This window comes from Tritonibacter multivorans, assembly GCF_001458415.1.
GTDB lineage: Bacteria > Pseudomonadota > Alphaproteobacteria > Rhodobacterales > Rhodobacteraceae > Epibacterium > Epibacterium multivorans.
In genome coordinates, this window is the sequence record NZ_CYSD01000043.1 from 226,741 (window position 1) to 250,832 (window position 24,092).

The 24,092-nt window shown below is 58.2% G+C and carries 22 protein-coding genes; 7 read left to right on the forward strand and 15 right to left on the reverse strand.

The features are described from left to right. The 3 genes from TRM7557_RS19170 to TRM7557_RS19180 are packed head-to-tail and all read left to right on the forward strand — an operon-like array spanning position 1 to position 2,280. Positions 1 to 486, forward strand: coding sequence for a hypothetical protein (locus TRM7557_RS19170; RefSeq protein WP_058291836.1), 486 nt, complete (start codon positions 1 to 3; stop codon positions 484 to 486). Next, entirely contained in the window at positions 483 to 1,031 is a 549-nt protein-coding gene (locus tag TRM7557_RS19175; RefSeq protein WP_058291837.1) for a YIP1 family protein, read from the forward strand. Before TRM7557_RS19170 ends, TRM7557_RS19175 begins: the two co-directional genes overlap by 4 nt. 28 nt (positions 1,032 to 1,059) lie before the next feature. Beyond that, entirely contained in the window at positions 1,060 to 2,280 is a 1,221-nt protein-coding gene (locus TRM7557_RS19180; RefSeq protein WP_058291838.1) for a cysteine desulfurase, read from the forward strand. A gap of 50 nt (positions 2,281 to 2,330) precedes the next feature. On the opposite strand, the gene TRM7557_RS19185 is transcribed toward TRM7557_RS19180, so the two are convergent. The 12 genes from TRM7557_RS19185 to TRM7557_RS19240 form a co-directional block, all read right to left on the reverse strand. Next, positions 2,331 to 3,761, reverse strand: a complete 1,431-nt coding sequence (locus TRM7557_RS19185; RefSeq protein WP_058291839.1) for a methyl-accepting chemotaxis protein — start codon at positions 3,759 to 3,761, stop codon at positions 2,331 to 2,333. Positions 3,762 to 4,381: 620 nt separating this feature from the next. Beyond that, positions 4,382 to 5,071 (reverse strand): phosphate regulon transcriptional regulator PhoB, encoded by a 690-nt coding sequence (phoB, locus tag TRM7557_RS19190; protein ID WP_058291840.1) that lies wholly within the window; start codon positions 5,069 to 5,071, stop codon positions 4,382 to 4,384. A 3-nt stretch (positions 5,072 to 5,074) separates the two neighbouring features. Continuing rightward, the gene (gene phoU, locus TRM7557_RS19195; RefSeq protein ID WP_058291841.1) at positions 5,075 to 5,785 is read right to left on the reverse strand and encodes a phosphate signaling complex protein PhoU; all 711 of its coding nucleotides are present in this window, start codon (positions 5,783 to 5,785) and stop codon (positions 5,075 to 5,077) included. Between the two features lie 34 nt (positions 5,786 to 5,819). After that, positions 5,820 to 6,617 (reverse strand): phosphate ABC transporter ATP-binding protein PstB, encoded by a 798-nt coding sequence (gene pstB / locus TRM7557_RS19200; protein ID WP_058291842.1) that lies wholly within the window; start codon positions 6,615 to 6,617, stop codon positions 5,820 to 5,822. An 18-nt stretch (positions 6,618 to 6,635) separates the two neighbouring features. Beyond that, a complete protein-coding gene (gene pstA / locus TRM7557_RS19205; RefSeq protein ID WP_058291843.1) occupies positions 6,636 to 7,979 on the reverse strand; it encodes a phosphate ABC transporter permease PstA in 1,344 nt (447 codons plus the stop codon). Further along, entirely contained in the window at positions 7,979 to 9,457 is a 1,479-nt protein-coding gene (pstC, locus tag TRM7557_RS19210; RefSeq protein ID WP_058291844.1) for a phosphate ABC transporter permease subunit PstC, read from the reverse strand. Before pstC ends, pstA begins: the two co-directional genes overlap by 1 nt. A 100-nt stretch (positions 9,458 to 9,557) precedes the next feature. Further along, complete coding sequence (locus tag TRM7557_RS19215; protein ID WP_058291845.1) at positions 9,558 to 10,613, reverse strand: substrate-binding domain-containing protein; 1,056 nt, start codon at positions 10,611 to 10,613, stop codon at positions 9,558 to 9,560. A 312-nt stretch (positions 10,614 to 10,925) separates the two neighbouring features. Next, positions 10,926 to 11,966 carry a sensor histidine kinase gene (locus TRM7557_RS19220; protein WP_058291846.1) on the reverse strand — a complete coding sequence of 347 codons (1,041 nt, stop codon included), beginning with the start codon at positions 11,964 to 11,966 and terminating at the stop codon, positions 10,926 to 10,928. A gap of 53 nt (positions 11,967 to 12,019) precedes the next feature. Next, positions 12,020 to 13,174, reverse strand: coding sequence for a trans-sulfuration enzyme family protein (locus TRM7557_RS19225; protein WP_058291904.1), 1,155 nt, complete (start codon positions 13,172 to 13,174; stop codon positions 12,020 to 12,022). A gap of 24 nt (positions 13,175 to 13,198) precedes the next feature. Next, positions 13,199 to 13,720: a gamma carbonic anhydrase family protein gene (locus TRM7557_RS19230; RefSeq protein WP_058291847.1), complete on the reverse strand. Its 522-nt coding sequence runs from the start codon at positions 13,718 to 13,720 to the stop codon at positions 13,199 to 13,201. Next, positions 13,717 to 14,370, reverse strand: coding sequence for a guanylate kinase (gene gmk / locus TRM7557_RS19235; protein ID WP_058291848.1), 654 nt, complete (start codon positions 14,368 to 14,370; stop codon positions 13,717 to 13,719). Before gmk ends, TRM7557_RS19230 begins: the two co-directional genes overlap by 4 nt. 16 nt (positions 14,371 to 14,386) lie before the next feature. Further along, a complete protein-coding gene (locus tag TRM7557_RS19240; protein ID WP_058291849.1) occupies positions 14,387 to 15,283 on the reverse strand; it encodes a YicC/YloC family endoribonuclease in 897 nt (298 codons plus the stop codon). A 223-nt stretch (positions 15,284 to 15,506) separates the two neighbouring features. Between TRM7557_RS19240 and TRM7557_RS19245 the strand changes: the two genes are divergently transcribed. Then, positions 15,507 to 16,421: a PAS domain-containing protein gene (locus tag TRM7557_RS19245; RefSeq protein ID WP_058291850.1), complete on the forward strand. Its 915-nt coding sequence runs from the start codon at positions 15,507 to 15,509 to the stop codon at positions 16,419 to 16,421. 128 nt (positions 16,422 to 16,549) lie between these two features. On the opposite strand, the gene TRM7557_RS19250 is transcribed toward TRM7557_RS19245, so the two are convergent. Both TRM7557_RS19250 and TRM7557_RS19255 read right to left on the reverse strand, forming a co-directional pair. Then, positions 16,550 to 17,956, reverse strand: a complete 1,407-nt coding sequence (locus TRM7557_RS19250) for an FAD/NAD(P)-binding protein (RefSeq protein ID WP_058291851.1) — start codon at positions 17,954 to 17,956, stop codon at positions 16,550 to 16,552. Positions 17,957 to 18,172: 216 nt separating this feature from the next. Continuing rightward, the gene (locus TRM7557_RS19255) at positions 18,173 to 19,543 is read right to left on the reverse strand and encodes a class II 3-deoxy-7-phosphoheptulonate synthase (RefSeq protein WP_058291852.1); all 1,371 of its coding nucleotides are present in this window, start codon (positions 19,541 to 19,543) and stop codon (positions 18,173 to 18,175) included. A 198-nt stretch (positions 19,544 to 19,741) separates the two neighbouring features. Between TRM7557_RS19255 and TRM7557_RS19260 the strand changes: the two genes are divergently transcribed. Next, complete coding sequence (locus tag TRM7557_RS19260; protein WP_058291853.1) at positions 19,742 to 20,743, forward strand: GlxA family transcriptional regulator; 1,002 nt, start codon at positions 19,742 to 19,744, stop codon at positions 20,741 to 20,743. A 5-nt stretch (positions 20,744 to 20,748) separates the two neighbouring features. Here TRM7557_RS19260 and TRM7557_RS19265 read toward each other — a convergent pair whose 3' ends face one another. Beyond that, the gene (locus TRM7557_RS19265) at positions 20,749 to 21,858 is read right to left on the reverse strand and encodes a PQQ-dependent sugar dehydrogenase (RefSeq protein ID WP_058291854.1); all 1,110 of its coding nucleotides are present in this window, start codon (positions 21,856 to 21,858) and stop codon (positions 20,749 to 20,751) included. A 159-nt stretch (positions 21,859 to 22,017) separates the two neighbouring features. On the opposite strand from TRM7557_RS19265, the gene TRM7557_RS19270 reads away from it, so the two are divergent. Further along, positions 22,018 to 23,211 (forward strand): ABC transporter substrate-binding protein, encoded by a 1,194-nt coding sequence (locus tag TRM7557_RS19270; RefSeq protein WP_058291855.1) that lies wholly within the window; start codon positions 22,018 to 22,020, stop codon positions 23,209 to 23,211. Between the two features lie 96 nt (positions 23,212 to 23,307). Next, positions 23,308 to 24,090 (forward strand): ABC transporter ATP-binding protein, encoded by a 783-nt coding sequence (locus TRM7557_RS19275; protein WP_058291856.1) that lies wholly within the window; start codon positions 23,308 to 23,310, stop codon positions 24,088 to 24,090. Positions 24,091 to 24,092 lie beyond the last annotated feature (2 nt).

The following is a 24,092-nucleotide window of genomic DNA, read 5'->3' on the forward strand; positions in this document are numbered from 1 at the left end:
ATGGCCGTGACCACGGATATCACGGCAACCTATCGGGGGCCGCGCAAGGTGATTGCGCGGCTTCTTCAAATGGGCGCGCGTGAAGATCGGCTTTTGGCGGTCCTGATGGGGTTTTGTGCCTTGCTGTTCGTCGCACAAATGCCGCGTCTGGCCCGCGAGGCGCATCTGTCGGGTCAGGAACTGAATCCGATGCTTGGCGGATCGCTGCTGGCGCTTGTGTTCATTCTGCCGTTGATCTTGTATCTGCTGGCCTGGGTTGTCCATCTGGCTGTGCGGGCCGTGGGCGGGCAGGGCGAAGCCTACCGGGGGCGTCTGACCCTGTTCTGGGCCTTGCTTGCATCGTCGCCTTTGATCCTGCTCAACGGGCTGGTTGCCGGTTTTATCGGCGCCGGACCTGCGTTGAATGTCGTTGGGGGCTTGTGGTTTGTTGTGTTCCTGTGGTTTTGGATTGCAGGACTGGCAGAAGCATACTGGGCAAAACAATGACCGATCTTAAGGCCTTGGTGGCCGAAACGATTTTCTCTCCGGCGACAGCGGGGAAACGGCTGCTGGACATGCAGCTTGGCCGTCAGGCCATAGTGTCCATGTTTGCGCTGTCCTTGGTTGTGGCGGCCATTCTGGAGATCGTCCAGCGCCTGATCGTGCCGCTGCCAGAAGAGTTCATGGCCGCTGGCGTGTCGCCGGTCACCTTCATCCTTATTGTCGGTGGTATGCAGCTGGCAATTGTCGCCGCCATGACCGGAGTTGGTCGCTGGCTGGGCGGCCGGGCAGGGATGTTGGATCTGCTGGGCCTGCAAAGCTGGCTGACATTGGTAAGCTTGATGTTCCAGACGGTTGCTGTGCTTTTGCTGATTGTGTCACCGCTGCTGGCAGGCCTCTTGAACCTGGCGGTTGTGATCTATGGTTTTTACGTCGCGCTGCACTTTGTGAATGTCGCGCATGGCTTTGAAAGCCTTATGAAATCCTTTGGCGTGGTGGCAATGTCGGCCTGTTCGGTTGCCATGATGCTTCTTATTCTCAGCGGGATCTGAAACCCCGAGGTCGAACTGGATCTGTCTTATGTATGATGTCGAAAAAATCCGCGCGGACTTTCCGATCCTCTCCCGAGAGGTGAACGGCAAGCCTTTGACCTATTTGGACAATGGTGCCTCGGCGCAAAAGCCTCAGGTCGTGATCGATGCGGTGACCAAAGCCTATGCTGAGGAATATTCTAATGTTCACAGGGGCTTGCACTTTCTGTCTAACCTCGCGACGGAAAAATACGAAGGCGTGAGAGGTATCATTGCCCGCTTCTTGAACGCCGCGGATGAAAATCACATTGTCCTGAATTCTGGCACCACCGAAGGCATCAACCTTGTGGCCTATGGCTGGGCCATGCCGCGCATGGAAGCGGGCGATGAGATTATCCTGTCGGTGATGGAACACCATGCAAATATCGTGCCCTGGCATTTCCTGCGCGAACGTCAGGGTGTGGTTTTGAAATGGATCGATACCGAGGTTGACGGCAGCCTTGATCCCCAGAAGGTTCTGGATGCGATCACGCCCAAGACCAAGCTGATTGCGATCACCCAATGTTCAAATGTTCTGGGCACCGTGGTCGATGTAAAATCCATCTGTGCAGGCGCGCGGGCCCAGGAGGTTCCTGTGCTGGTCGATGGTTCGCAGGGTTCGGTCCATATGCCTGTGGATGTGCAGGATATCGGCTGTGATTTCTATGCGGTCACCGGTCACAAACTTTATGGCCCGTCCGGGTCTGGCGCGATCTATATTCACCCCGACCGGATGGCTGAAATGCAGCCCTTTATCGGTGGCGGCGATATGATCAAAGAGGTCAGCAAAACCAATGTGGTCTACAATGACCCGCCGATGAAGTTCGAAGCAGGCACGCCGGGCATCGTCCAAACAATTGGTTTTGGTGTGGCACTCGAATACATGATGTCCGTCGGAATGGCCGAAATCGCCGCGCATGAAGCGGAGCTTCGCGACTATGCGCTAAGCCGGTTCAAGTCGTTGAACTGGATGAATGTTCAGGGTCAAGCCCCTGGTAAGGCGGCGATTTTCAGCTTTACCCTTGAAGGTGCCGCGCACGCTCATGACATTTCGACCATCCTTGACAAAAAGGGCGTTGCCGTACGGGCAGGGCATCACTGTGCGGGTCCGTTGATGGATCACCTTGGTGTCTCCGCCACCTGCCGCGCGTCTTTTGGGATGTACAACACAAAGGCCGAAGTTGATGTGTTGGTCGATGCGCTTGAGCTGGCGCATGAGTTGTTCGGCTAAGCCACAAAAGAAAGACCGCCGCATCTTTGAAGGATGCGGCGGTTTTTTGTTTAGAAATCTTCCCAGCCCGCTGGGGTTTCATGGGCACTTGGCGGTGCATTCACAGCCACTTGCTCCACAGGCGCAGGCTGTGGCGCGCTGGGTTCAACAAATGGCGTGACATTGGCCGCACCGGCGCCGCCACTGGTGGTGAAGCGCGCCATCTGGCGGCTCATCTCTTTGGAATCATTGGCCAGTGTCTGGCTGGCAGCGGTCGCTTCTTCGACCATCGCGGCGTTGTGCTGGGTCACTTCGTCCAGCTGACCGATGCCGGTGTTGATTTCCCCCAGGGTGACAGCTTGTTCTTCGGCACCACGGGCGATGGTGGTCACGTTCTCGGAAATGCTGTTGACGCTGCTGATGATGTTCTCCAGCTCGGTGCCGGCACGGCCCACAAGGGTCACACCGTTGGACACATGTTTGGAGCTTTCCAGAATCAGGCCTTTGATTTCGCCGGCCGCATCCGCGGAACGTTGGGCAAGCGCACGCACCTCGGAGGCAACAACCGCAAACCCACGACCAGCTTCGCCAGCGCGCGCGGCCTCAACGCCTGCGTTCAGAGCGAGCAGATTGGTCTGGAATGCAATGTCGTCAATCACAGAGATGATCTTTGCAATCTCTTCCGAAGAACTTTCGATCTGGGACATGGCCTGGATCGCATCGGACACAACCTGACCGCTGTCTTCCGCGGTGGTCCGTGCGGTCTGAACGGCGTGTTCCACTTCTTTGGCACCTTCAGCCGAGGAGCGCACAGTGGAGGTCAGCTCTTCGATCGCGGCTGCGGTTTCTTCCAGCGTCGCTGCTTGGTTTTCCGTGCGCTGGGACAGTTCGCTCGACGAGGTGTTCATTTCGTCCGAGGTTTTCTCCACACCGTCGGCCACGGTACGGACGGTGCTGATAGCGCCTTCGAGCGACACAACGGCTTCGTTGTAGGACTTCGCGAGGCGCGCAATATCTTCGATGGACGACGGTTTGCAGCGATGCGTCAGATTCCCGTCACGCAGCTCTTCCAGCGCGGAGGCGATTTCCGCAATCTCGGCACGGCGCGCGGTGATGTTGGTCGCGATTTTGACAATGCTTGTAACATTATCATCGTCGTCAAGAATAGGCGCATAAGTGGCCTGGATCCAGACAACCTGACCATCCTTGCGAAGGCGCGGAAACTGGTCCGCTACTGGTTTGCCAGCGGCCAGATCATCCCACATCTGTTGGTACAGTGGATTCTTGACGAAGGACGGATACACAAACATTTTGTGATGTTGGCCCACGATCTCATCCAGAGTGTAGCCGACCGTATCAAGAAAGTTCTGGTTGGCGTGCTTGATGATCCCATTGGGTTCAAATTCGATCATCGCTTGCGTGCGATCAATCATTTTTCGCAACGCGTCGTTGTTCAGGCTTGTATCGGCAACCGGGGGGGATGAGGTTTTTCTAAAAAACATGGGCCTTGTCACTGTTTGATTGTTCCGTCCCGGACATAAGTACCCTTATTTTGTTGCTTATTCGCTAACGCCGATGGCTGGGTTTTTGACCAAAAAGCGTAGGAGTTTAGGGAAAAGCCCCCACATAAGTGCTATAATTTTACATAATACTGATTATGAAAGTCGTATCCGTCCTGCAATATTGCAATTTGTGCCCGCTCAAACTCAGCGAAATCGGGTTTGCACGGGTATCGGTTTGACAGGATCAAACACGTCTTTGTCTTGCATATTGGTCCGTTTTGCAAAATCTCAAAAACCAATGTTAACGCGCTTGCGACTTCAATCCGTTGGCAGCATGAGATCCAGATGAGAGTTGTTAAGGCGTCAGTTAACGAGCGGGTGTTTTTGGAGAGTTCTGAAGTATTAACAGAGGCTTGCTGCCCTTTGCTGATGTGCAATCCCATGCGCTTTACCAGTCGGATCGGCTGGTTCTACTGGTTAAAAACCCCCGCTTCGGCATCCCGAAAAACGAAATCCCGGGCCATGATCAAGCCCGGGATTTTGGTAGGTTCTGCGTAACCAATGGCGACGAATTTACGCTGCCTTTTGCACGATTTTTGGCGCTTAAAACGGAGCTGAAATCAACCCAATGCGTAGCCTGCGCCGCGCACCGTGCGCACAGGATCGGCGCCGCCATGCTGCGTCAACGCCTTGCGAAGACGGCCGATATGGACGTCCACGGTGCGTGTATCGACGTAAATGTCGCGGCCCCAGACACGGTCCAGAAGCTGCTCTCGGCTCCACACCCTGCCCGGCTTTTCCATAAAGGTGGACAGCAGCCGGAACTCAGTCGGGCCAAGCTTCAGCGGCTGTTCACTGCGCGACACCTTATGCGTTTCTGCGTCCAGAACGATGTCTTCAAACTCCAGTCGCATGCCGACGGTGGCAGGACGCACCCGGCGCAGCTGTGCGCGGACACGGGCCATCAGTTCGATCACGGAATAGGGTTTGACCACATAGTCGTCAGCCCCGGTTTCCAGGCCGCGCACTTTGTCGACCTCTTCCGAGCGCGCGGACAACATAATGACCGGGATATTGCGGGTTTCCGAGCGGGATTTCAAACGGCGGCACACTTCGATCCCGCTCAGATTGGGCATCATCCAATCCAGAACGATAATATCGGGCATGTCCTCATCGACCAGAAGCAGCGCTTCTTCGCCGTTTTCGGCCTTGATAACCCGGAAGCCGTCGGCTTCCAGATTATATGCGAGCACTTCGCGCTGTGCCAATTCGTCTTCGACCACCAGAACTGCGGGCTGATCGGCACTCATGACTTACACCTTTTGCTCAGTGGTCGAGGTGATGTCAGCCTTGGCGCGGTCTTCTTCCGGCTTTTCACCGGTGACCAGATAGACCACCTGCTCTGCGATTGCAGTCACATGGTCGCCCATGCGTTCGGTGTTTTTGGCGATGAAATGCAGGTGCATACAGGCCGAGATATTGCGCGGATCTTCCATCATATGGGTCAGGAATTCGCGGAACAGCGCGTTATACATCTGGTCGACTTCTTCATCGCGGGCGATGACATCACGGGCCAGTTCGGCGTCCCGCTGGATGTAGCTGTCCAGCGCATCCTTCAGCATCAGTTCCACTTCGCGCGCCATGCGGCGCAGCGCAGCGGTCCCATCCGAGATGTTCGGCCCCTGTGCCAGCAGCGAGGTGCGCTTGGCCATGTTCTTGGCATAGTCACCGATACGTTCCAGATTGCCCGCGATTTTCATCACTGACAGAACCAGACGCAGGTCGCTTGCCGTCGGCGCGCGCAGCGCGATCAGACGGGCCGATTCCTCGTCGATCAACTCTTCCAGGCCATCGATGGCTTTGTCGCCATCGCGGACCTCGAGCGCGAGATCCTCGTCGCGGGTTTCCAGCGCTTTCGCACCGAGGCGGATGGCCTCTTCGACAAGGCCACCCATTTTCATGATCTGGGCCTGCATGGCCTCCAGATCACGGTCAAATGCGGATGCAATGTGTTGTTCTTCCATGGGAAAACTCCCCTTCAGTAAGTAACCGGTGATCTTAACCGATACGGCCGGTGATGTAGCTCTCTGTGCGCGGGTCTTCGGGGTTGGTGAAGATTTGGCCGGTGGGACCAAATTCCACGAGGTTGCCCAGGTGGAAGAAGGCGGTTTTCTGGCTGACGCGCGCGGCCTGCTGCATGGAGTGCGTGACGATGACAACCGAATAGCGGCTGCGCAGCTCGTCGATCAGCTCTTCGACCTGTGCGGTTGCAATCGGGTCTAGCGCCGAGCACGGCTCGTCCATCAGCAGAACTTCGGGCTCGGTGGCAACGGCACGCGCAATACACAGACGCTGCTGCTGGCCGCCAGACAGGCCGGTGCCCGGCTTGTCCAGACGGTCTTTGACCTCGTCCCAGATTGCGCCGCGGCGCAGGGATTTCTCGACGATCTCGTCCAGCTCGGCTTTGTTCTTGGCCAGGCCGTGGATGCGTGGGCCGTAGGCCACATTGTCATAGATCGATTTGGGGAACGGGTTCGGTTTCTGGAACACCATGCCCACTTTGGCGCGCAGCTGCACCGGGTCGACGCGCTTGTCATAGATGTCTTCGCCATCAAGCAGAATGTCACCGGTGACCTTACAGATGTCGATGGTGTCATTCATCCGGTTCAGGCAGCGCAGGAAAGTGGATTTGCCACAGCCCGACGGGCCGATGAAGGCTGTGACGGTCTTGTCTTCGATCTCGACGTTGACGTCCTTGATCGCATGGGCTTCGCCATAATGTACGTCTACGCCTTTGGCTGCGATCTTGGTCTTTTGCTGTTCCATGGTTTTATCCATTGCGGTCATATCGTTCATTTTTGTTACCCCTTCAGCTTACCAGCGGCGTTCGAAGCGGCGGCGGAGGATCACTGCCACAGTGTTCATGGTGACGAGGAAGATCAACAGGATGATGATACCACCCCAGGCGCGCTCATAGAACGCAGGGTCCGCACGCTTGGCCCATTCAAAGATCTGGGCAGGCATGGCAGAGTTCGGGGACAGAAGGCCTTCGGCGATGCCTTGCGGCGGGTTGGAGGCGATAAAGCCCACCATGCCGATCAGCAGAAGCGGTGCGGTTTCCCCCAGCGCCTGTGCCAGACCAATAATGGTGCCGGTCAGGATGCCCGGTGCGGCCAGCGGCAGCACGTGGTGGAACACCGCCTGCATTTTCGAGGCCCCTACCCCCAGTGCCGCATCGCGGATCGACGGCGGAACCGACTTCAGCGAGGCACGGGTAGAGATAATGATGGTCGGCAGCGTCATCAGCGTCAGCACCAGACCACCCACCAGCGGCGCAGAGGTCGGCAGGTGCATGTAGTTGATAAAGACCGCAAGGCCCAGAATACCAAACACAATGGACGGAACAGCCGCGAGGTTGGAGATATTCACCTCGATGATGTCGGTCAGCCAGTTCTGCGGGGCAAACTCTTCCAGGTAGATGGAAGCTGCGACACCAATCGGCAGCGCCAGCGCCAGAACCACCAGCATCATGAACAGCGACCCCATCATGGAGACACCGATACCGGCCGCTTCGGGACGCGCGTCCGAAGCGTCTGCGCCCAGAATGAAGTCCCAGTTGAAGGTCTTTGCGATCACGCCAGCTTCCACAAGCGCATCCACCAGATCCAGTTGCTCGGAGGAGATGTTCTTGTCATTGGCAATATTGGCGCGGATCACGCGACCCTTGAGGTAGCCGTCTACACGCGATTGCGCGAGGAAGCGGAATTCAACGGTGTCGCCAATCTTTTCGGGGTTGGCGACCACAAATTCGCGCAGCTGGGCTGCCGCATCCTTGGACAGCAGGCCCGCCATGGCCTTGGCTTTCAGCGGGGTATCAATGCCGAGGCCGGTCACCTTGGCTTCGATCGCATTTCGAATGATCGGGGAATAGCCGAAGGTGGTGACCTTCTTAATATCCGCCAGATCACGATTGCCTTTTTTGTCCAGTTTGCTTTCCAGCAGTTCAACATCCAGCGTGATGAAGGTCTGCTGAAACGCGCCCGTGCCTTTGGATACGATATTGAAAACCAGCACCGCCAGCATCAGCAGGCCGATGGCAATCGCGCCAATGCCATAGGCGCGGAAGCGTTTTTCAGCGGCATTGCGGCGCTTGGTGCGGTCTGTCAGCTCCAGAAGCGAGGAGCTGGGACGCGGGGTGTTTTGAGTGTTCTCAGACATTAGTCGTACTGCTCCCGGTATTTGCGCACGATGGCGAGCGCGAGCACGTTGAGGCCCAGGGTAAGGACAAAGAGCGTCAGGCCAAGGGCGAAGGCCACCAGCGTTTCAGGGCTGGCAAAATCGGTGTCGCCCGTCAGCTGGCTGACAATACGGGTGGTGATGGTGGTCATGCTCTCCAGCGGGTTGGCAGAGAATTTTGCAATCGCCCCTGCCCCCATAACCACGATCATGGTTTCCCCAATCGCGCGGGAGGCCGCCAGAAGAACCGCACCAACGATGCCCGGAAGCGCGGCTGGCATAACCACTTGGCGGATGGTTTCGGACTTGGTGGCGCCCAGACCAAGAGAGCCGTCGCGCATGGCCTGCGGCACTGCGTTGATGATGTCGTCAGACAGCGAGGACACAAAGGGGATCAGCATGATGCCCATGACCACGCCTGCGGTCAGAACCGAGGTCGCGCCAGACATCCACTCAACACCCAGAATGCCATTTTCGCCCTGGCCAAAGAACCGCACCAGCGCGGGGCCAACGGTCAGCAGGGCAAACAGACCGTAAACAATGGTCGGGATGCCGGCGAGGATCTCCAAGAGCGGCTTGGCAAAAGAGCGCACCGCATTGTTGGCGTATTCCGACAGGTAGATCGCAGCAAACAGGCCAATCGGCACCGCAACCAGAAGCGCGATCACCGAGATATACAGCGTGCCCCACAACAGCGGCAGGATCGACAGCTCAGAGTCGCCGCGGAAGTTCGGCGCCCAGGTGCCGCCGAAGAAGAAATCGGTCCAGCTGTGCAGGCTAAAGAAGTTGATGGTCTCAAAGAACATCGACAGGACAATGCCAATGGTGGTCAGGATCGCGAGGGAAGCCGCCAGAATAAGCAGCGCCATGATCCCCTGCTCCACCACATTGCGGGCACGGAAGTCCTTGTGTGTCTTGGAATAGGAATAAGCAAATCCAACGGCCGCGATCAGCGCGACAACAAAGATCATTGCTGTGGTGCCGGTGTTGCTCAGGTTGCGATAGCTTTGTGCCGCATTCAGAACCTCGGGGCGCACGTCGGACCCAAGGGCCACGCCGATTTCGCCCAGACGGCCGCGCACATCCGAGAATTCAGAGCGCATGTTGCGGGCCTGTTCAGGTGTCATGACACCTTCGGAAACCGCAAGATCAAGACCTTCTGCAACACGGCGCACGTCGCTCATGACGAGGCCCAATGTGGAGCTTTCGGGGATCGCCTCTTCGGGGATCAGGCTCGACACGCGGCTTTCGATGAAAAGCGGCTGTGCCAGAAGCCAGATGGCCAGAACACCCAGTGCGGGGACAAGGCCGGTCAGCGCGACGTTGTGCCCATAATAGCTGGGTAGCGAATGAAGATCCTTCGAATTTCCACCGGCAGAGGCAAGCGCTCTTTGCCGGCCGAGGAAGAAACCGGCAACAGAAAGTGCCAGCAAAATGAGGACGAGCCATAGGAGAGGCATTGAGTGCTCCGTTCCAAGCGAATTTGCAGGGGTGTATTGAAACGAAAGGCCGGGGTAGCGCAACCACCCCGGCCAGTTTTTTTAACCGAATGCCGGGAACTTAGGAGTTGCCGCCCATGGTTGCTTCTGCCGCAACGGCTTCCTGGGTTTTGACCAGCTCAGGGTCAGCAACCAGGCCGTACTCGGACAGCGGGCCGTCGGAACCAGCAACTTCGTCAGACACGAAGAACTCAGCATATTCTTTCAGGCCGGGGATCACGCCGATGTGGGCTTTCTTCACGTAGAAGAACAGCGGGCGGGAAACCGGGTACTCACCAGTCGCGATGGACTCGGTGGAAGGAACGATGCCGGACATGGTTGCAACTTGCAGCTTGTCGGTGTTGTTCTCGTAGAAGGCCAGACCGAAGACGCCGATGCCGTCTTTGTTGCTTTCGATGCGCGCCAGGGTCTCGGTGTAGTCGCCGTCGATGTCAACGGAAACGCCATCGGTACGCAGAGCGATACAGGCTTTTTCAGCGGCTTTGTGCTTCGCCTTGTCGGTGTCGCCTTCAGCGGCGGCCAGCAGGGCGTCGAATGCGCCGGTGGCTTCACAGCCCGCCAGGATCACTTTGTCTTCGAAAACTTCGCGGGTGCCGTGCTTGGTGCCCGGAACGAAAGCTTGGATCGGCTGTGCCGGGAACGCAGCGTTTACGTCGGCCCAGGTTTTGTTCGGGTTGTCGACCAGCGCGCCGTCTACCAGAACTTTGTCGGACAGAGCCAGGAACCAATCGGTCGGGGTGTATTCGAAACCGTTGCCGTTGATGTCGGAGGCGAACACGATGCCATCATAGCCGATGCGGACTTCGATGATGTCGGTTACGCCGGCTTCCGCACAGGCTTTGATTTCTTTTTCTTTGATCTTACGGGACGCGTTTGCAACGTCGATGGTGTTCTCGCCAACGCCTTCACAGAAGCGCTTCAGGCCAGCGGAAGACCCACCGGATTCAACAACCGGTGTCGGGAAGTCGAAGTTTTCGCCGAACGCTTCGGCAACGATGGAAGCATAAGGCAGAACGGTGGAAGAGCCGGCAACCTGAACCTGGTCGCGCGCTGCAGCTGCGGTTGCGGATACGGCAGCAATTGCCAGGGTCGATGCGGTGAGTTTCACAAAGGACATCTACGTCTCCATGAGATTTATGAATTTACGATCACCCCCAAGATGATCTTGCAGCCTCTCCTAGAAGCTTCACATGAGCCTTTTGTGACACGTATGTAACGGTTACATGACAACAGGGGGCTTCCCCTACGGAATTACAGGATTTTTCCGCGCTGCGGCAAAAAAAGAGCGCAATTCTTCCAACAATTGGACTGGTTTGCCGATGGGCAAAAAGATTATTTTTTACAATGGATTGCGATAATGGGTGTCGGTTTTGCAACGGCAGCGATTTCGGCGCATATTGAAATATCACGCCGAAATCGCCGTTGTTAATTATTGTGGCAGGATTACGGTGAACACGGCGCCTTTGCCCAATTCACTTTCGACCCGAAGCCGCCCTCTGTGACGGTTGATTATGTGTTTTACAATGGCCAGCCCCAGCCCGGTGCCGCCCATTTCGCGCGAACGGTGGCTGTCGGCGCGGTAAAACCGTTCCGTCAGGCGCGGCAGGTGCACAGGGTCAATGCCTGGGCCATTGTCGATCACCTGGACCCGGACGGCAGGCGCGCGCAGGGCGCGGTCCCGTTCAACCGGGGTGACAACCACACGCGCGTCGGACCCGCCGTATTTCACCGCGTTCTCGATCAGGTTTGTAAAGACCTGCTGGATCTGGTCGGGATCGGCGGGAATTTCGACCGGGGTGGCGGGGGCCTCAAGATGCAGGGACACCCCACCATTGCTGGCCAGGGGTTCCAGTGACTTGATTGTGGACTCCAGCTGTGCCGCCAGATCGATGCGTTCTTTGGGGCGGACCCGTTCTTCGCTTTCCACCCGGTTCAGCGACAGAAGATCGCCAACCAGACGGTTCATCCGGTTTGCCTCGCCCTCCATAATGGTCAGAAAGCGGTCGCGTGCATTTGCGTCGTTGCGCGCCGGTCCGCGCAGGGTTTCAATAAACCCCATCAGAGCCGTGAGCGGCGTGCGCAACTCGTGACTGACATTGGCGACAAAGTCCCGCCGCATCAGGCCGGCCTGTTCGCGTTCGGTGATGTCCTCAAAGCAAATCATCACCGCGCCGCCGTTGACCGCACCAATGCCCGCGACATAACGCAGGTTGACCTCGAAGGTGGTGTCCTGCGCGCCGTCATTTGACAGGTGCCGGGTCTTGCGTGAGGCGCGGTCCAGCAGACAGCTTTCGATCGCCGAAGACACAGAGGGCTGGCGCAGGATGGTTGCAAAATGGCGGCCAATGATCTGCGGCCCCAGCAAGGTAGAGCCCGCCACATTGGCTGCGATAAAGCGTTCGGTCTGGTCCACCAGGACGGCCGGCAGCGGAACCGCTGCCAGAAATCCGTCGATCAATTCTTGCGACATGAGTCGTGCCTCGTTCAGTACAGTGGCGGCCTCTTAGAGAGCGATTGTAACTCTCATGTGGCAGCCGAAACGGCATCGGCGAAAATCCGGCGCAAAAGCTCCGGCTCCTCAAGGCCTACGGACACGCGGAAAAACCCTTCGTGCAGACCCAGAGCGGCACGATTGTCCGCGCTGAGGGCGCGGTGCGATGACGATGCCGGATGTGACAGCGTGGTGCCCACGTCGCCAAGGGTTGGCGCAAAGTTCAAACCCTCGGCCGCGCGGGCAAAAGCGTTTGCGGCCTCGCGCCCGCCATTCAGCTCAAAGCTCACCATATTGCAGCCCCTGCCCCCAAGCAGCGCCAAAGCGCGTGCCTGGTCGGGGTGATCTTCGCGCGTCGGGTAAATCACCCGTTTGATCCCCGGCAGGGTAGCCAGATGATCCGCCAGGTCCTTAGCAGTGGCTTCCGCACGATCATAGCGCAGGTCAAACGACAACAGGCCGCGCTCGGCCAGCCAGCAGTCAAAGGGCGATGGCGTCATACCTGTGGTGACAGAAAACACCCGCATCCGATCATTCAGCGCCGGATCTTTTGCCACCACATAGCCCAGCATCACATCAGAATGCCCTGCCAGCAGTTTGGTGACCGAGTGGATGACAATATCCGCCCCATGTTCAAAGGGTTTGAACGCCCGTGGCGTGGTGAACGTATTGTCCACCGCCAGCAGGATGCCCTTCTCGTGACACAGCTGCGCCAGACCTGTGATGTCTGCAACTGCCAGCGTAGGGTTCGACACGACCTCAACCAGCACCAGCTTGGTTTCCGGTCTGATCGCGGCGCGCACGGCGTCAATATCGCTGGGATTGGCCAGCGAGGTCGAAATCCCCAGACGCGGCAGGTCTTCTTTCATCAGGCGCAGGGATCGCCCATACAGCTGATCCGCCCCAATCACATGATCGCCGCTCTGCAACAATCCCATGAGCACGCAGGACACCGCCGCCATGCCTGAGCCCACAACAACCCCGCCCGTCGCGCCTTCCATGGCGTCCAGTCGTTTTGCAACCACATCGGCATTGGGGTGACCCTCGCGGGAATATGTGTAGCCCTGAAGCTTGCCTTCATACTGGGCATCCAGTTCGTCCGGATGGGCAGAGGCATAAACCACAGAGGGGCTCAGCGGGGTTGCGACGGGCGTGCTAACACTGTCAGGAATCCCATGCGGGCGCATGATCGAGGGACGGGAATTCTTCAATTAAATCTCCTTCAGGTCGGCTTTGAACCGGCGCATGTTCTCTTGATAATGGAGCGCGCTTGCAGTCAGACGCTGGGCCCCGGCGGCGTCGACCGCGCGGATGATCTTACCCGGCGCGCCCATGACCAGAGAATTATCCGGGATCTCTTTGCCCTCGGTGATCAGCGCGCCCGCCCCAATAAGGCAGTTTTTGCCAATCTTTGCGCCATTGAGAACCGTGGCCCCCATGCCGATTAGGGTATTGTCGCCAATGGTACAGCCGTGCAGCATGGCCTGATGGCCTATGGTGCAGTTCTCCCCAATGGTCAGCGGGAAGCCCTTGTCGATGTGCATCACCACGTCTTCCTGAACGTTTGACCCTTTGCCGACCCGGATCACCTCGTGATCGGCGCGGATGGTGACACCGAACCAAACAGAGGCTGCTGCTTCAACCACCACCTGGCCGATCAATTTGGCACAGGGTGCAACCCAAGTGTCCTCGTGAATGTCAGGGCGCAGATCACCAAGAGCGTATAGGGTCATTCCAGTTCCTCGAACTCGCTTTGCAGTTTGCGGGCATGGTCAATCAGATGCGGCTGCTGAATGCGACGCAGGCGGGTAGCGGAAATGATGGTTTTCAGCTCGGCCTCGGTTTTGTCGAGGTCTTCATTGATCAGCACATGGTCATAAGACCCCCAGTGCGAAATCTCGTCCCAGCTCTTCTCCATCCGGCGCGCAATTGTTGCGGCGTCATCCTGACCGCGGCTTTCTAGGCGGCGGCGCAGTTCGGTGATCGACGGCGGCAGCAGGAAGATCGACAGCGTGTGTTTGCCCAGATCCGAATTGGTGATCTGCTGCGCGCCCTGCCAGTCGATATCAAACAGCACATCTTTGCCGTCCTCGATCGCGGCCTGTACCGGTTTCTTGGGCGAGCCATAGAAATTCCCGAACACATGCGCATGTTCCAGCATATCGCCATTGGCCACGTCGTGTTTGAAGTCCTCGACAGAGGTAAAGTGATAATCCTGCCCGTCCACTTCACCGGGGCGCGGGTTGCGCGTGGTCGCAGAGACCGAGAAGCTGATGTCGGGATCCCAGGCCCGCAGCCGCTTGGCCAGCGTTGATTTGCCCGCGCCCGACGGCGAAGACAGGATGATCAATAGGCCACGGCGGTTTACGGTAGGGTTGGCCATCGGGGGCTCCTCTTTCTTATTCGATGTTCTGGACCTGCTCACGCATCTGGTCGATGACGGTTTTGAGTTCCAAACCCACTGCGGTCAAGTCGGCATTCTGCGCTTTGGAACACAGAGTGTTCGCCTCGCGGTTAAATTCCTGCATCAAAAAGTCCAGCTTGCGCCCCACATGGCCGCCATTTGTGACAAGTTTACGCGCCGCATCAATATGCGCGGCCAGCCGGTCCAGTTCTTCTGTGACATCGGCCTTGACTGCCAGCAGCGCCAGTTCCTGGGCCACGCGCTCTGGATCTGCCCCGTCCGCATTGTCCATCACCCGCGCCAGCGCGGCTTGCAGGCTGTCGCGGATCAGGTCTTTGCGTGTCTCGGCATGGGCAATGGCATCCAGCCGCAGCTGTGCGACCTGATCCAGCTGCCCCATCAGAACGGCTTGCAGAGCCGCGCCTTCTTCGCTGCGAGAGTTAATAAAATCGGCAAAAAGCGAGTCGAATTGGGATAGGAGCGCCTCAATCAAAGGGGCCGTATCCTGCTCAGTCTGGGCAATTTCGAGCACCCCGCGCATGGCCAGGACCTCTGTGGCGCTGGGCAGGCTCAGAGCGGTTCCCGCGGCCTCTGCGGCCTTTTGAACCGCTGAAACAGCCGCCAAAGCCCCCTCGAGTGCCGCTGCATTGACCTGAAGGTGAGCGCCCTCCTCTTCTGCGCGCGACAGGCGCAGCGCAAGGTTTACATTGCCGCGGCCCAGCTCTACCCCCATCTTCTTTTTTAGCGCGTTTTCAAACCCTTCAAGCCAATCTGGCACCCGTAAACGCAGGTCCAGACCCTTCGCATTGACCGAGCGGATGTCCCAGCTCCAGGTGTAGATTCCATAAGCGCCCTGCGCTGCGGCAAAGCCAGTCATGGACTTGAGAGACATATCTGATCCTTCCGAAAGTGATGACCTATGCGGCAGACGCAATCTGTCTGCACAAGGGTCAGGGGTGCTATCCTAAAGTGTTAACCATTGATTAAACTATTGGTCCAAACTTTAGTCGCATTGTGTCATGTTAACTCCAACGTAACTTATTAGGCGTTAACACAAGTGAGCAAGTTCTTAGCTCCGGTGGACGCCAGCAGCGGATGCAGCAGAGGATGATGCGATGATTTTTGGCGGTCAGAACAGCTCGGGCAAAAACGCGGGCAAAGAGAAAGTAGTCGTAATGGATCGGTTCCGCAGCCGCACCACCCTGTCCCCTCTGCGTCAGGCCGAAGCCTATTGGGCCGGTCTGCGTCGCGGTGACGAAATCCCCAGCCGTGCACAGGTCGATCCCCGTGGTCTGGAAAACATCCTGAGCCAAACTTTCATTCTGGAACGTGTGGCCCCTGGTATTGCGCGGTTCCGTCTGGCCGGTCAGCGCGTCAATGAACTGGCAGGTATGGAGGTGCGTGGCATGCCGCTGACCGCGTTCTTCACTGCAGATGCCCGCAAAACCGTTTCTGCCGCGCTGGAAAACATGTTTGATGAGCCTTCCATTATCGAAATGGAGCTGCAGACCGAAGCCACCCGCCTGCGTGGCAGCCGCACTGCGCGCATGATCCTGCTGCCGCTGCGCTCTGATCTGGGTGACGTGAGCCGCGCGCTGGGCGTGCTGGTGTCTGAAGGTGGTGCCTCGAAGATTTCTCAGCGCTTCACCGTGACAGAGTGTGACATTCGCCCGGTGTCCGTGGGCGAGAAAGCCGCGCCGAAGGCCGCATCGAAAACTGCGCCCAAACCCACGCCGAAGCCGTCTGTAAACGCGCCGGTTGCAGGGTTTGCAGAGCGGAAGTCGGCCTTCGCACCGAAAGCAGACACAAAACCCAACAGCCTGATGGATGAGGCCCGCACCTTGCTGGACCGGGCCCGCAGCGAAAACAACAAGCCGCTGGCGTCTCAGTTCACGTCTCAGCGCCGTGACATGAAGCCGGTGCGCGATGCCGGTGTTGAAACTGGCGCGGATCTGGTGTCTCGCCCGCCCCGTGGCGGCAAACTGAAGAAAGACGCCTCGCACCTGCGTCTGGTGGTTTCGCGGGACTGATCGTTAAAATTATCGGCGAATGTACCGGTAATTTATCGCAAAATTCGACCTGCTGGACACAGAGTTGAAATGAAAACGCCCGGTTGCAGAAGCACCGGGCGTTTTTCTATGTCAGGTTTTTCGGGCGCTCAGCCGTAGCAACGCGCGGCCCAAACCCGAAGCAAATGCGCATCAAACAGTGGCATGGGCAGAATTTCCGCGCCGATCTTGGCGGTTGCGGGGGACAGATGCCGCAGGTTCGGCCAGGCGGTCTCGCAGCGGTCGCCGACCACATAGCCTGCGCGTGAGACCTCCAGAATCCCCCGGTCGATCATGTTTTGTGTCAGCGGATCATGGCCAGCGGTCATCACCGACCCCGAGCAGTTGATCACAAGGCCCGTTTCGTGGCGCTGCGCGTTTCCTTCTGCATCGCGGTAGTGCACAACCGCGCCGTTGTCGTGGCTTTCGATTTTCTCAACGGCCCCGGACAGCAACCGGGTCTGGCCGGTCTGCGACAGGCGTTCAAAGTCGTGAATGCTGTCGCGGGTGCCCGCGCGCAGCCAGTGTCGCAGTTTTGCGGGAACCTTGAGCGCCTCTTCTGGGGCGGCCACAAAGTCGGTGATCGAATTTTCAACAAAGAACGCGCGCATCCCTGCGCGGACTTCGCGAATGGCAAGCCCATCGTTCTCAGCTGCTTGGATCTGTTCCTGAAGGTCCGATAGGAAGCTGGCGGCGGTTGTGTGGCCGGTGTTCGGCTGCGGGGTAAAGCTGCGCCGTGGCAATTGCGGGATCAGTGCTGCGGGCAAGCGGCCACTGGGCGAACAGGCCACAAAGGAGATGTCGGTTTCCGCTGCAAGGGACTGGCACAGGCGCAGGCTGTCCAGCATGGTGGCATTGGTGCCGACGCAGAAAATTTCGCGTCCGGCCCGCACATGTTCGGCCACCACCTCTTCATAGCCAAACAGGGTTGGCACGCTGAACGCGCTGTCATCGCCTTCGATCCGCTGGGTGGTGGGTGCGCCGGGGGCAACATCCACGCGGTCGGCGGACAGAACGCGGCCAGAGGCCAGCGCCACATCCAGATACGCGCCGTTCCGGGTGACGCTTAACGCTTCGTCGGACAGAACCGCGACGTCGACACCTTTGTCCTTTAGGGCGGCAAGCGCGGATTTGCCCTGTGCCTCCAGATAGTCGCCAAACGTCGATCGCGGGTAATTCAGCCCGGCAAAATCACCCTTGGCCACAAGATCCTGAGCCGCCCCAAGCCAATTCGGGCTGCGGCCTTCCATCTGGGCGCGAATGCGGTCAAAATTCTCGGCGGCCCAGTCTGCGAAGTCGGGGTCAATATCATCCGCCGGAGAGTTCAGCAGATAGGCAAACTGCCACGGGGTCTCGTTGGGGTCTGCCGCATAGGCCGCGCCCCGACCAAAGGCATGCGCCGTCCGGCCCACGATCGTCAACCTGTCACCACTGGCCAAAGGTATGGCCGCAACCAGCGCCAAAGCTGTTACGCCGTCGCCTACGATCAAGTGGTGAAGGGGTTGCGATCTGTTCATCCGGGTGTCCTTTGGGTCGTTAAAGTTTCCTTACACCGTCATTGCCTTTCATTTTTACGAAAGGCCCGTCCGGTTGCGGCAATCAATCTGGACTATGCGCCAGAAAGGATGTGTCCCTGCGTCACTCTGGGCGTGATCCTTCAGGGCGCAGCTGAAATGACAAAAGCCCCGCAGGACTGCGGGACTTTAGGTTCTTACGGTGCGCAATTGCGCGGTTTAAACGGCTTTGCGCTTTTCGGCGTCAGCGCGCTGTTTGGACAGTTCCTCGGACACGAGGAAGGCCAGTTCCAGCGACTGATCCGCATTGAGGCGCGGGTCACAGGCGGTGTGGTAACGCGCGGACAGATCTTCATCGGTCACATCGCGCAGGCCGCCGGTGCATTCGGTGACGTCCTGACCGGTCATCTCGAAGTGGACGCCGCCGGGGATGGTGCCCTCGGACTGGTGCACACCAAAGAAGTCGCGCACTTCGCGCAGGACGTTCTCGAACGGACGGGTTTTGTAGCCGGTGGAGGATTTGATGGTGTTGCCGTGCATCGGGTCGCAGACCCAAGTCACGTTTGCCCCTTCTTCTTTCACGGCCTGAACCAGACGCGGCAGGTGTTCGCCTGCTTTGCCAGCGCCGAAACGGGCGATGAGGGTCAGCTTGCCCTCTTCGTTTTCCGGGTTCAGCTTGCCTATCAGAACCTTCAGGTCCTCGGCAGTGGTGGTCGGACCACATTTCAGGCCAATCGGGTTCAGAACGCCGCGGCAGAATTCCACATGCGCGCCGTCGGGCTGACGGGTGCGATCGCCGATCCAGATCATGTGACCAGACCCCGCGAGCCATTTGCCCGAGGTAGAGTCCATACGCGTCAGGGCTTCTTCATACTCCAGCAGCAGACCTTCGTGGCTGGTGTAGAAATCCACGGTCTGCAGGGTATGCGCGGTATCCGCATTGATGCCTGCGGCCTTCATGAAGTCCAGCGTGTCGGTGATCCGGTTTGCCAGCGCGCGGTATTCTTCGGCCTTTTCGCTTTCGGTAAAGCCAAGTGTCCAGGCATGGACCTGGTTCACATCCGCATAACCACCGGTGGAGAATGCCCGCAGCAGGTTCAGGGTTGCAGCAGCCTGAGTGTAGGCCTGCAACATCTTGCTTGGGTTGGGAATTCGCGCTTCAGGGGTGAAGTCGAGTTCGTTGATAATATCGCCACGGTAGCTGGGCAGTTCCACGCCGTTGATGGTTTCGGTCGGGGCCGAGCGCGGTTTCGCGAACTGACCGGCCATACGGCCAACTTTCACAACTGGCACCTTGGCGCCATAGGTCAGAACCATCGCCATCTGCAGCATCACCTTGAAGGTGTCGCGGATCGCATCTGCGCTGAACTGGTCAAAGCTTTCGGCGCAGTCACCGCCCTGCAGCAGGAAGGCTTCGCCGCGGCCAGCTGCACCCAGCTGATCCTTGAGGCGGCGTGCTTCGCCTGCAAACACCAGCGGAGGATACTTCGACAGCTGTGCTTCAACTGCGTTCAGCGCTGCCGGATCCGTGTAATCGGGCATCTGGACGCGCGGTTTTTGGCGCCAGTTCGTTTTTTGCCATTCACTCATCGCTTTTCCTCCGGCTCTGAGAGATCATTTCCTCTTTTCGAAGCGTCCCTATACAATAGAGAGAAAACAGAGGCCAGTTTTGTTTTCACATACTTGACGCTAGGCTTAAGCTATGAACAGGGTCATCAAATTCCCGCAAGTGATTTGCGGGACCTTGAAGACACTCACGAAATTCCAAGTTGTTGTAGGACGCGCGCCATGCAAAGCCATCCGGAGACCCTTACCGACCTCCCGACAGCCGACAAACACCGTCGCTTTGCCTTTGTTCTTTTGGACAATTTTACGTTGCTTTGTTTTTCAGCGGCCATGGAATCCCTGCGCATTGCCAACCGCATGGCTGGGGCCGACGTCTATTCCTGGACTGTGATTGGCGAAGGCGGTGAAACCGTGTCCTGTTCGGCCGGTGCCAGCTTTAATTTGGATGGCGATCTGAGCGAATTGCAGCGGGACGATACCATTCTGCTGTGCGGCGGCATTGACGTGCAAAAGGCGACATCCAAAAAGCTCATGGCGTGGCTACGACGCGAGGCACGCAAGGGTATTACAATTGGCGGGCTGTGCACTGCGGCCTATTCCATGGCCTGCGCCGGGCTGCTTGATGGCAAGCGGGCGACGATCCACTGGGAAAATTCCGACAGTTTTGCCGAAGAGTTTCCGGATGTGGACCTGACCAAATCGGTGTTTGTCATTGATGGCAACCGGATGACCACGGCGGGCGGCACTTCCTCTGTGGACCTGATGCTGAAGATCATTGCCGAAGATCACGGCGAAGACTTGGCAAGCCTTGTGGCGGATCAGCTGATCTATTCCTCTATTCGGACGGATCAGGACACCCAGCGTCTGTCGATCCCGACCCGGATTGGCGTGCGCCATCCGAAGCTGTCGCAGGTCATCCAGATGATGGAAAACAATATCGAGGAGCCGATCAGCCCCTCGGTGCTGGCCGAAGATGTGGGCATGTCCACGCGCCAGCTGGAACGGCTGTTCCGCCGTTACCTGAACCGCAGTCCCAAGCGCTACTATATGGAATTGCGCCTGCAGAAAGCGCGCAACCTGCTGATGCAGACCGATATGAGCGTGATCAATGTGGCGTTGGCTTGTGGCTTTGCCTCTCCGTCGCATTTCTCCAAATGTTACCGGACGCATTACGACACCACGCCTTACCGCGAACGTGGCGCCAAGGGCGCGCGCGCCAGCTGAGGCCCTTACGGTTTGGGCGAAATGCGGATCAGCGCGCCTTCCTGTTCGGATGCAAACCAGATCGACCCATCCGGGGCCTCGCGCAGGTCCCGGATGCGGCCTGTCTCATCCGACTGAAGCTGCTCCACTTCTGTTAGGTTTCGTCCAGACAGCCTTGAAATATAGTCAAATTTCAGGGATCCAACAAAAATATCCCCGCGCCATTCCGGCCAAAGCTTGCCGGAATAGATCATCATGCCAGACGGCGCAATCGACGGATCCCAATACCAGTCTGGCTGTTCCATGCCGGCCTTCTGCGTCCCCTCGCCGATCTTACGTCCAGAATAGTGGCGCCCATAGGAAATCACCGGCCAGCCATAGTTCGCGCCCTTGGTGATCTTATTGACCTCATCGCCGCCGCGGGCGCCATGTTCCACCGCCCAGAGCTGCCCGCTTGCGTCCAGCGCCATGCCCTGCGGGTTGCGGTGACCAAAGCTCCAGATTGCGGGTTGAGCGCCTGAGGTGCCGACAAAGGGGTTGTCGCCCGGAATGCTGCCATCGCGGTTGATGCGTATGATGGACCCCTGCTCGCGACCCAAGTCCTGTGCGCTGGGGCGGTCGCCCCGTTCGCCCAGGGTGACAAACAGGCTGCCGTCCGGGGCCTCCACAATGCGAGAGCCAAAATGACGCCCACCGCTGGTCGATGGCGTGGCTTCAAAGATGACGTCTACATCGTTGATTTGGCGAAGGTCCTTTGAAAGTCGCCCCTTGGCAAGGGCCGTGCCAGAGCCGCTGCCCTGACGTTTGGAAAAGGTGAAGAACACCTCACGTGTGGCGCTGAAATCCCGTGGCAGCATAATGTCCAGTAGGCCACCCTGCCCGTCCGCTTCGACCTTCGGCATGCCGCTGACTTGATGTGTCTGTCCGCCTTTGGAAAAAAGCAAAGCGCCTTCGCGTTCGGTGATCAGAACACCGCCTTCCGGCAGAAAGGCAAAGCCCCAGGGCACGTCCAGCCCCTCGACCATCGTATCGAGCTGCATCGCGCCCAATGTGGTCGTCAAAGTGCCAGAAAATGCGGCCGACCCGGTGCAGATCGCAAGGGCCGCCAGCGTGCCAAACGGGCTGACTTTGGACATGAAACCTCTCTCCCTTTGGTGATGTGATTTACTGCAACACGCGGAAAACGATGGATTTATCCATTTCGGATACAAAATCACATCTGACCTCTTCCCTTTCGGAGGTTGCGCGCCTAGGGTTCCTGTCGAACAACATCGTTCCGATAGGGGAGAAATCAAATGAAAAAATTCCTCATGGCCTCCGCTGCTATGACACTGTGCGCTGGGACCGCATTTGCGGACGGTCACGCGAAAGAAGTTAAACTGGGCGTTATGCTCGGCTTCACCGGCCCGATTGAATCGCTGACGCCGATGATGGCCGCTGGCGCGGAGCTGGCGATGGCGGAAGCAACCGCCTCTGGCAAGCTGCTGGACGGCGCCAAGGTGACCCCGGTTCGCGCGGACTCCACCTGCGTTGACTCCGGTGCGGCCACTGCGGCGGCTGAAAAGCTGATCGCCGACGGCATCAACGGCCTGATGGGCGCTGACTGTTCTGGCGTGACCGGCGCGGTTCTGGCCAACGTGGCGATCCCGAACGGTCTGGTCATGGTCTCCCCGTCCGCGTCTTCCCCGGGTCTGAGCGACGTCGAAGACAACGGCCTGTTCTTCCGCACCACCCCGTCTGACGCCCGTCAGGGTCAGGTTATGGCGGCAGTCATGAAAGAGCGTGGCATCGAATCCATCGCGCTGACCTACACCAACAACGACTACGGCAAGGGTCTGGCGGATTCCATCAAAGCAAACTTCGAAGCTGTTGGTGGTGAAGTGACCATCGTTGCTGCGCATGAAGATGGCAAAGGTGACTACTCTGCCGAGGTTGCAGCACTTGCATCTGCCGGCGGCGACGTTCTGGTTGTTGCAGGCTACCTCGACCAAGGCGGTCTGGGCATCATCCAGGGGGCCCTCGACACCGGCGCGTTTGACACCTTTGGCCTGCCCGACGGCATGATTGGTGATTCTCTGCCCGAGAACGTCGGTCCGGATCTGGACGGCTCCTTTGGTCAGATTGCAGGTTCCCAAAACAAGGGTGCTGACGTCTTCTATGCGGCGGCAACCGAAGCGGGCTTTGACGGCACCTCCAGCTATGCGGCAGAATCCTATGACGCAGCTGCGCTGTTGATGCTGGCAATGCAGGCCGCGGGTTCTGTTGACCCGGCGGAATATGCAAGCAAAGTCATGGATGTAGCGAACGCACCTGGCGAAGAGATCTCTGCGGGTGAGCTGGCCAAAGGTCTGGAGATCCTCGCAGCTGGCGGCGACATCAACTATCAGGGCGCAACCGGTGTTGAGCTGGTCGGCCCCGGCGAGAGCGCGGGCTCTTTCCGTGAAGTTGAAGTCCAAAGCGGCAAGATCGAGACTGTTAAGTATCGCTAATCTGCGCTAATTGGATACAATCTAGATCAGCCCGGGTTTCTGACCCGGGCTTTTCCAAATTCAATAAGCCGCAAAATGCGGCAGGGGATATCACATATGATCGTCGTCGAGGACTTGCATAAGCACTTCGGCGGGTTCCACGCGGTTGACGGCGCTTCGCTGGAAATCGCAAAGGGATCCATTACCGGTCTGATCGGGCCAAATGGCGCGGGTAAGACCACCCTTTTCAACGTAATTGCCGGCGTTCTGAAGCCGACGTCAGGCCGTGTTCTGATGGATGGCGAAGACATCACCGGTCTGCCGCCGCATCAGCTGTTCCACAAGGGCCTCTTGCGCACCTTCCAGATCGCGCATGAGTTTTCCACCATGACCTGCCGCGAGAACCTGATGATGGTTCCGGGCGACCAGCTTGGTGAAAACCTGTGGAACACATGGTTTGGCCGCAAGCGTATTGCCGACCAGGAACGCGCCCTGCGCGCCAAAGCCGATGAGGTGCTGGAGTTTCTGACCATCAGCCATATCGCTGACCTGAAAGCAGGCGAGATTTCGGGTGGTCAGAAGAAGCTTCTGGAACTGGGCCGCACCATGATGGTCGACGCCAAGATCGTCTTCCTCGACGAGGTCGGCGCGGGCGTGAACCGCACCCTTCTCTACACCATCGGTGATGCCATCAAGCGTCTCAACGAGGAACGCGGCTATACCTTTGTGGTGATTGAGCACGACATGGAATTCATCGGTCAGATCTGCGACCCGGTCATCTGTATGGCCGAGGGCAAAAAACTGGCCGAAGGCACCCTGTCCGAGATCAAAGCAAACGAGCAAGTCATCGAAGCTTATCTCGGTACAGGTCTGAAAAACAAAGACAAACTGGAAGCCTGACT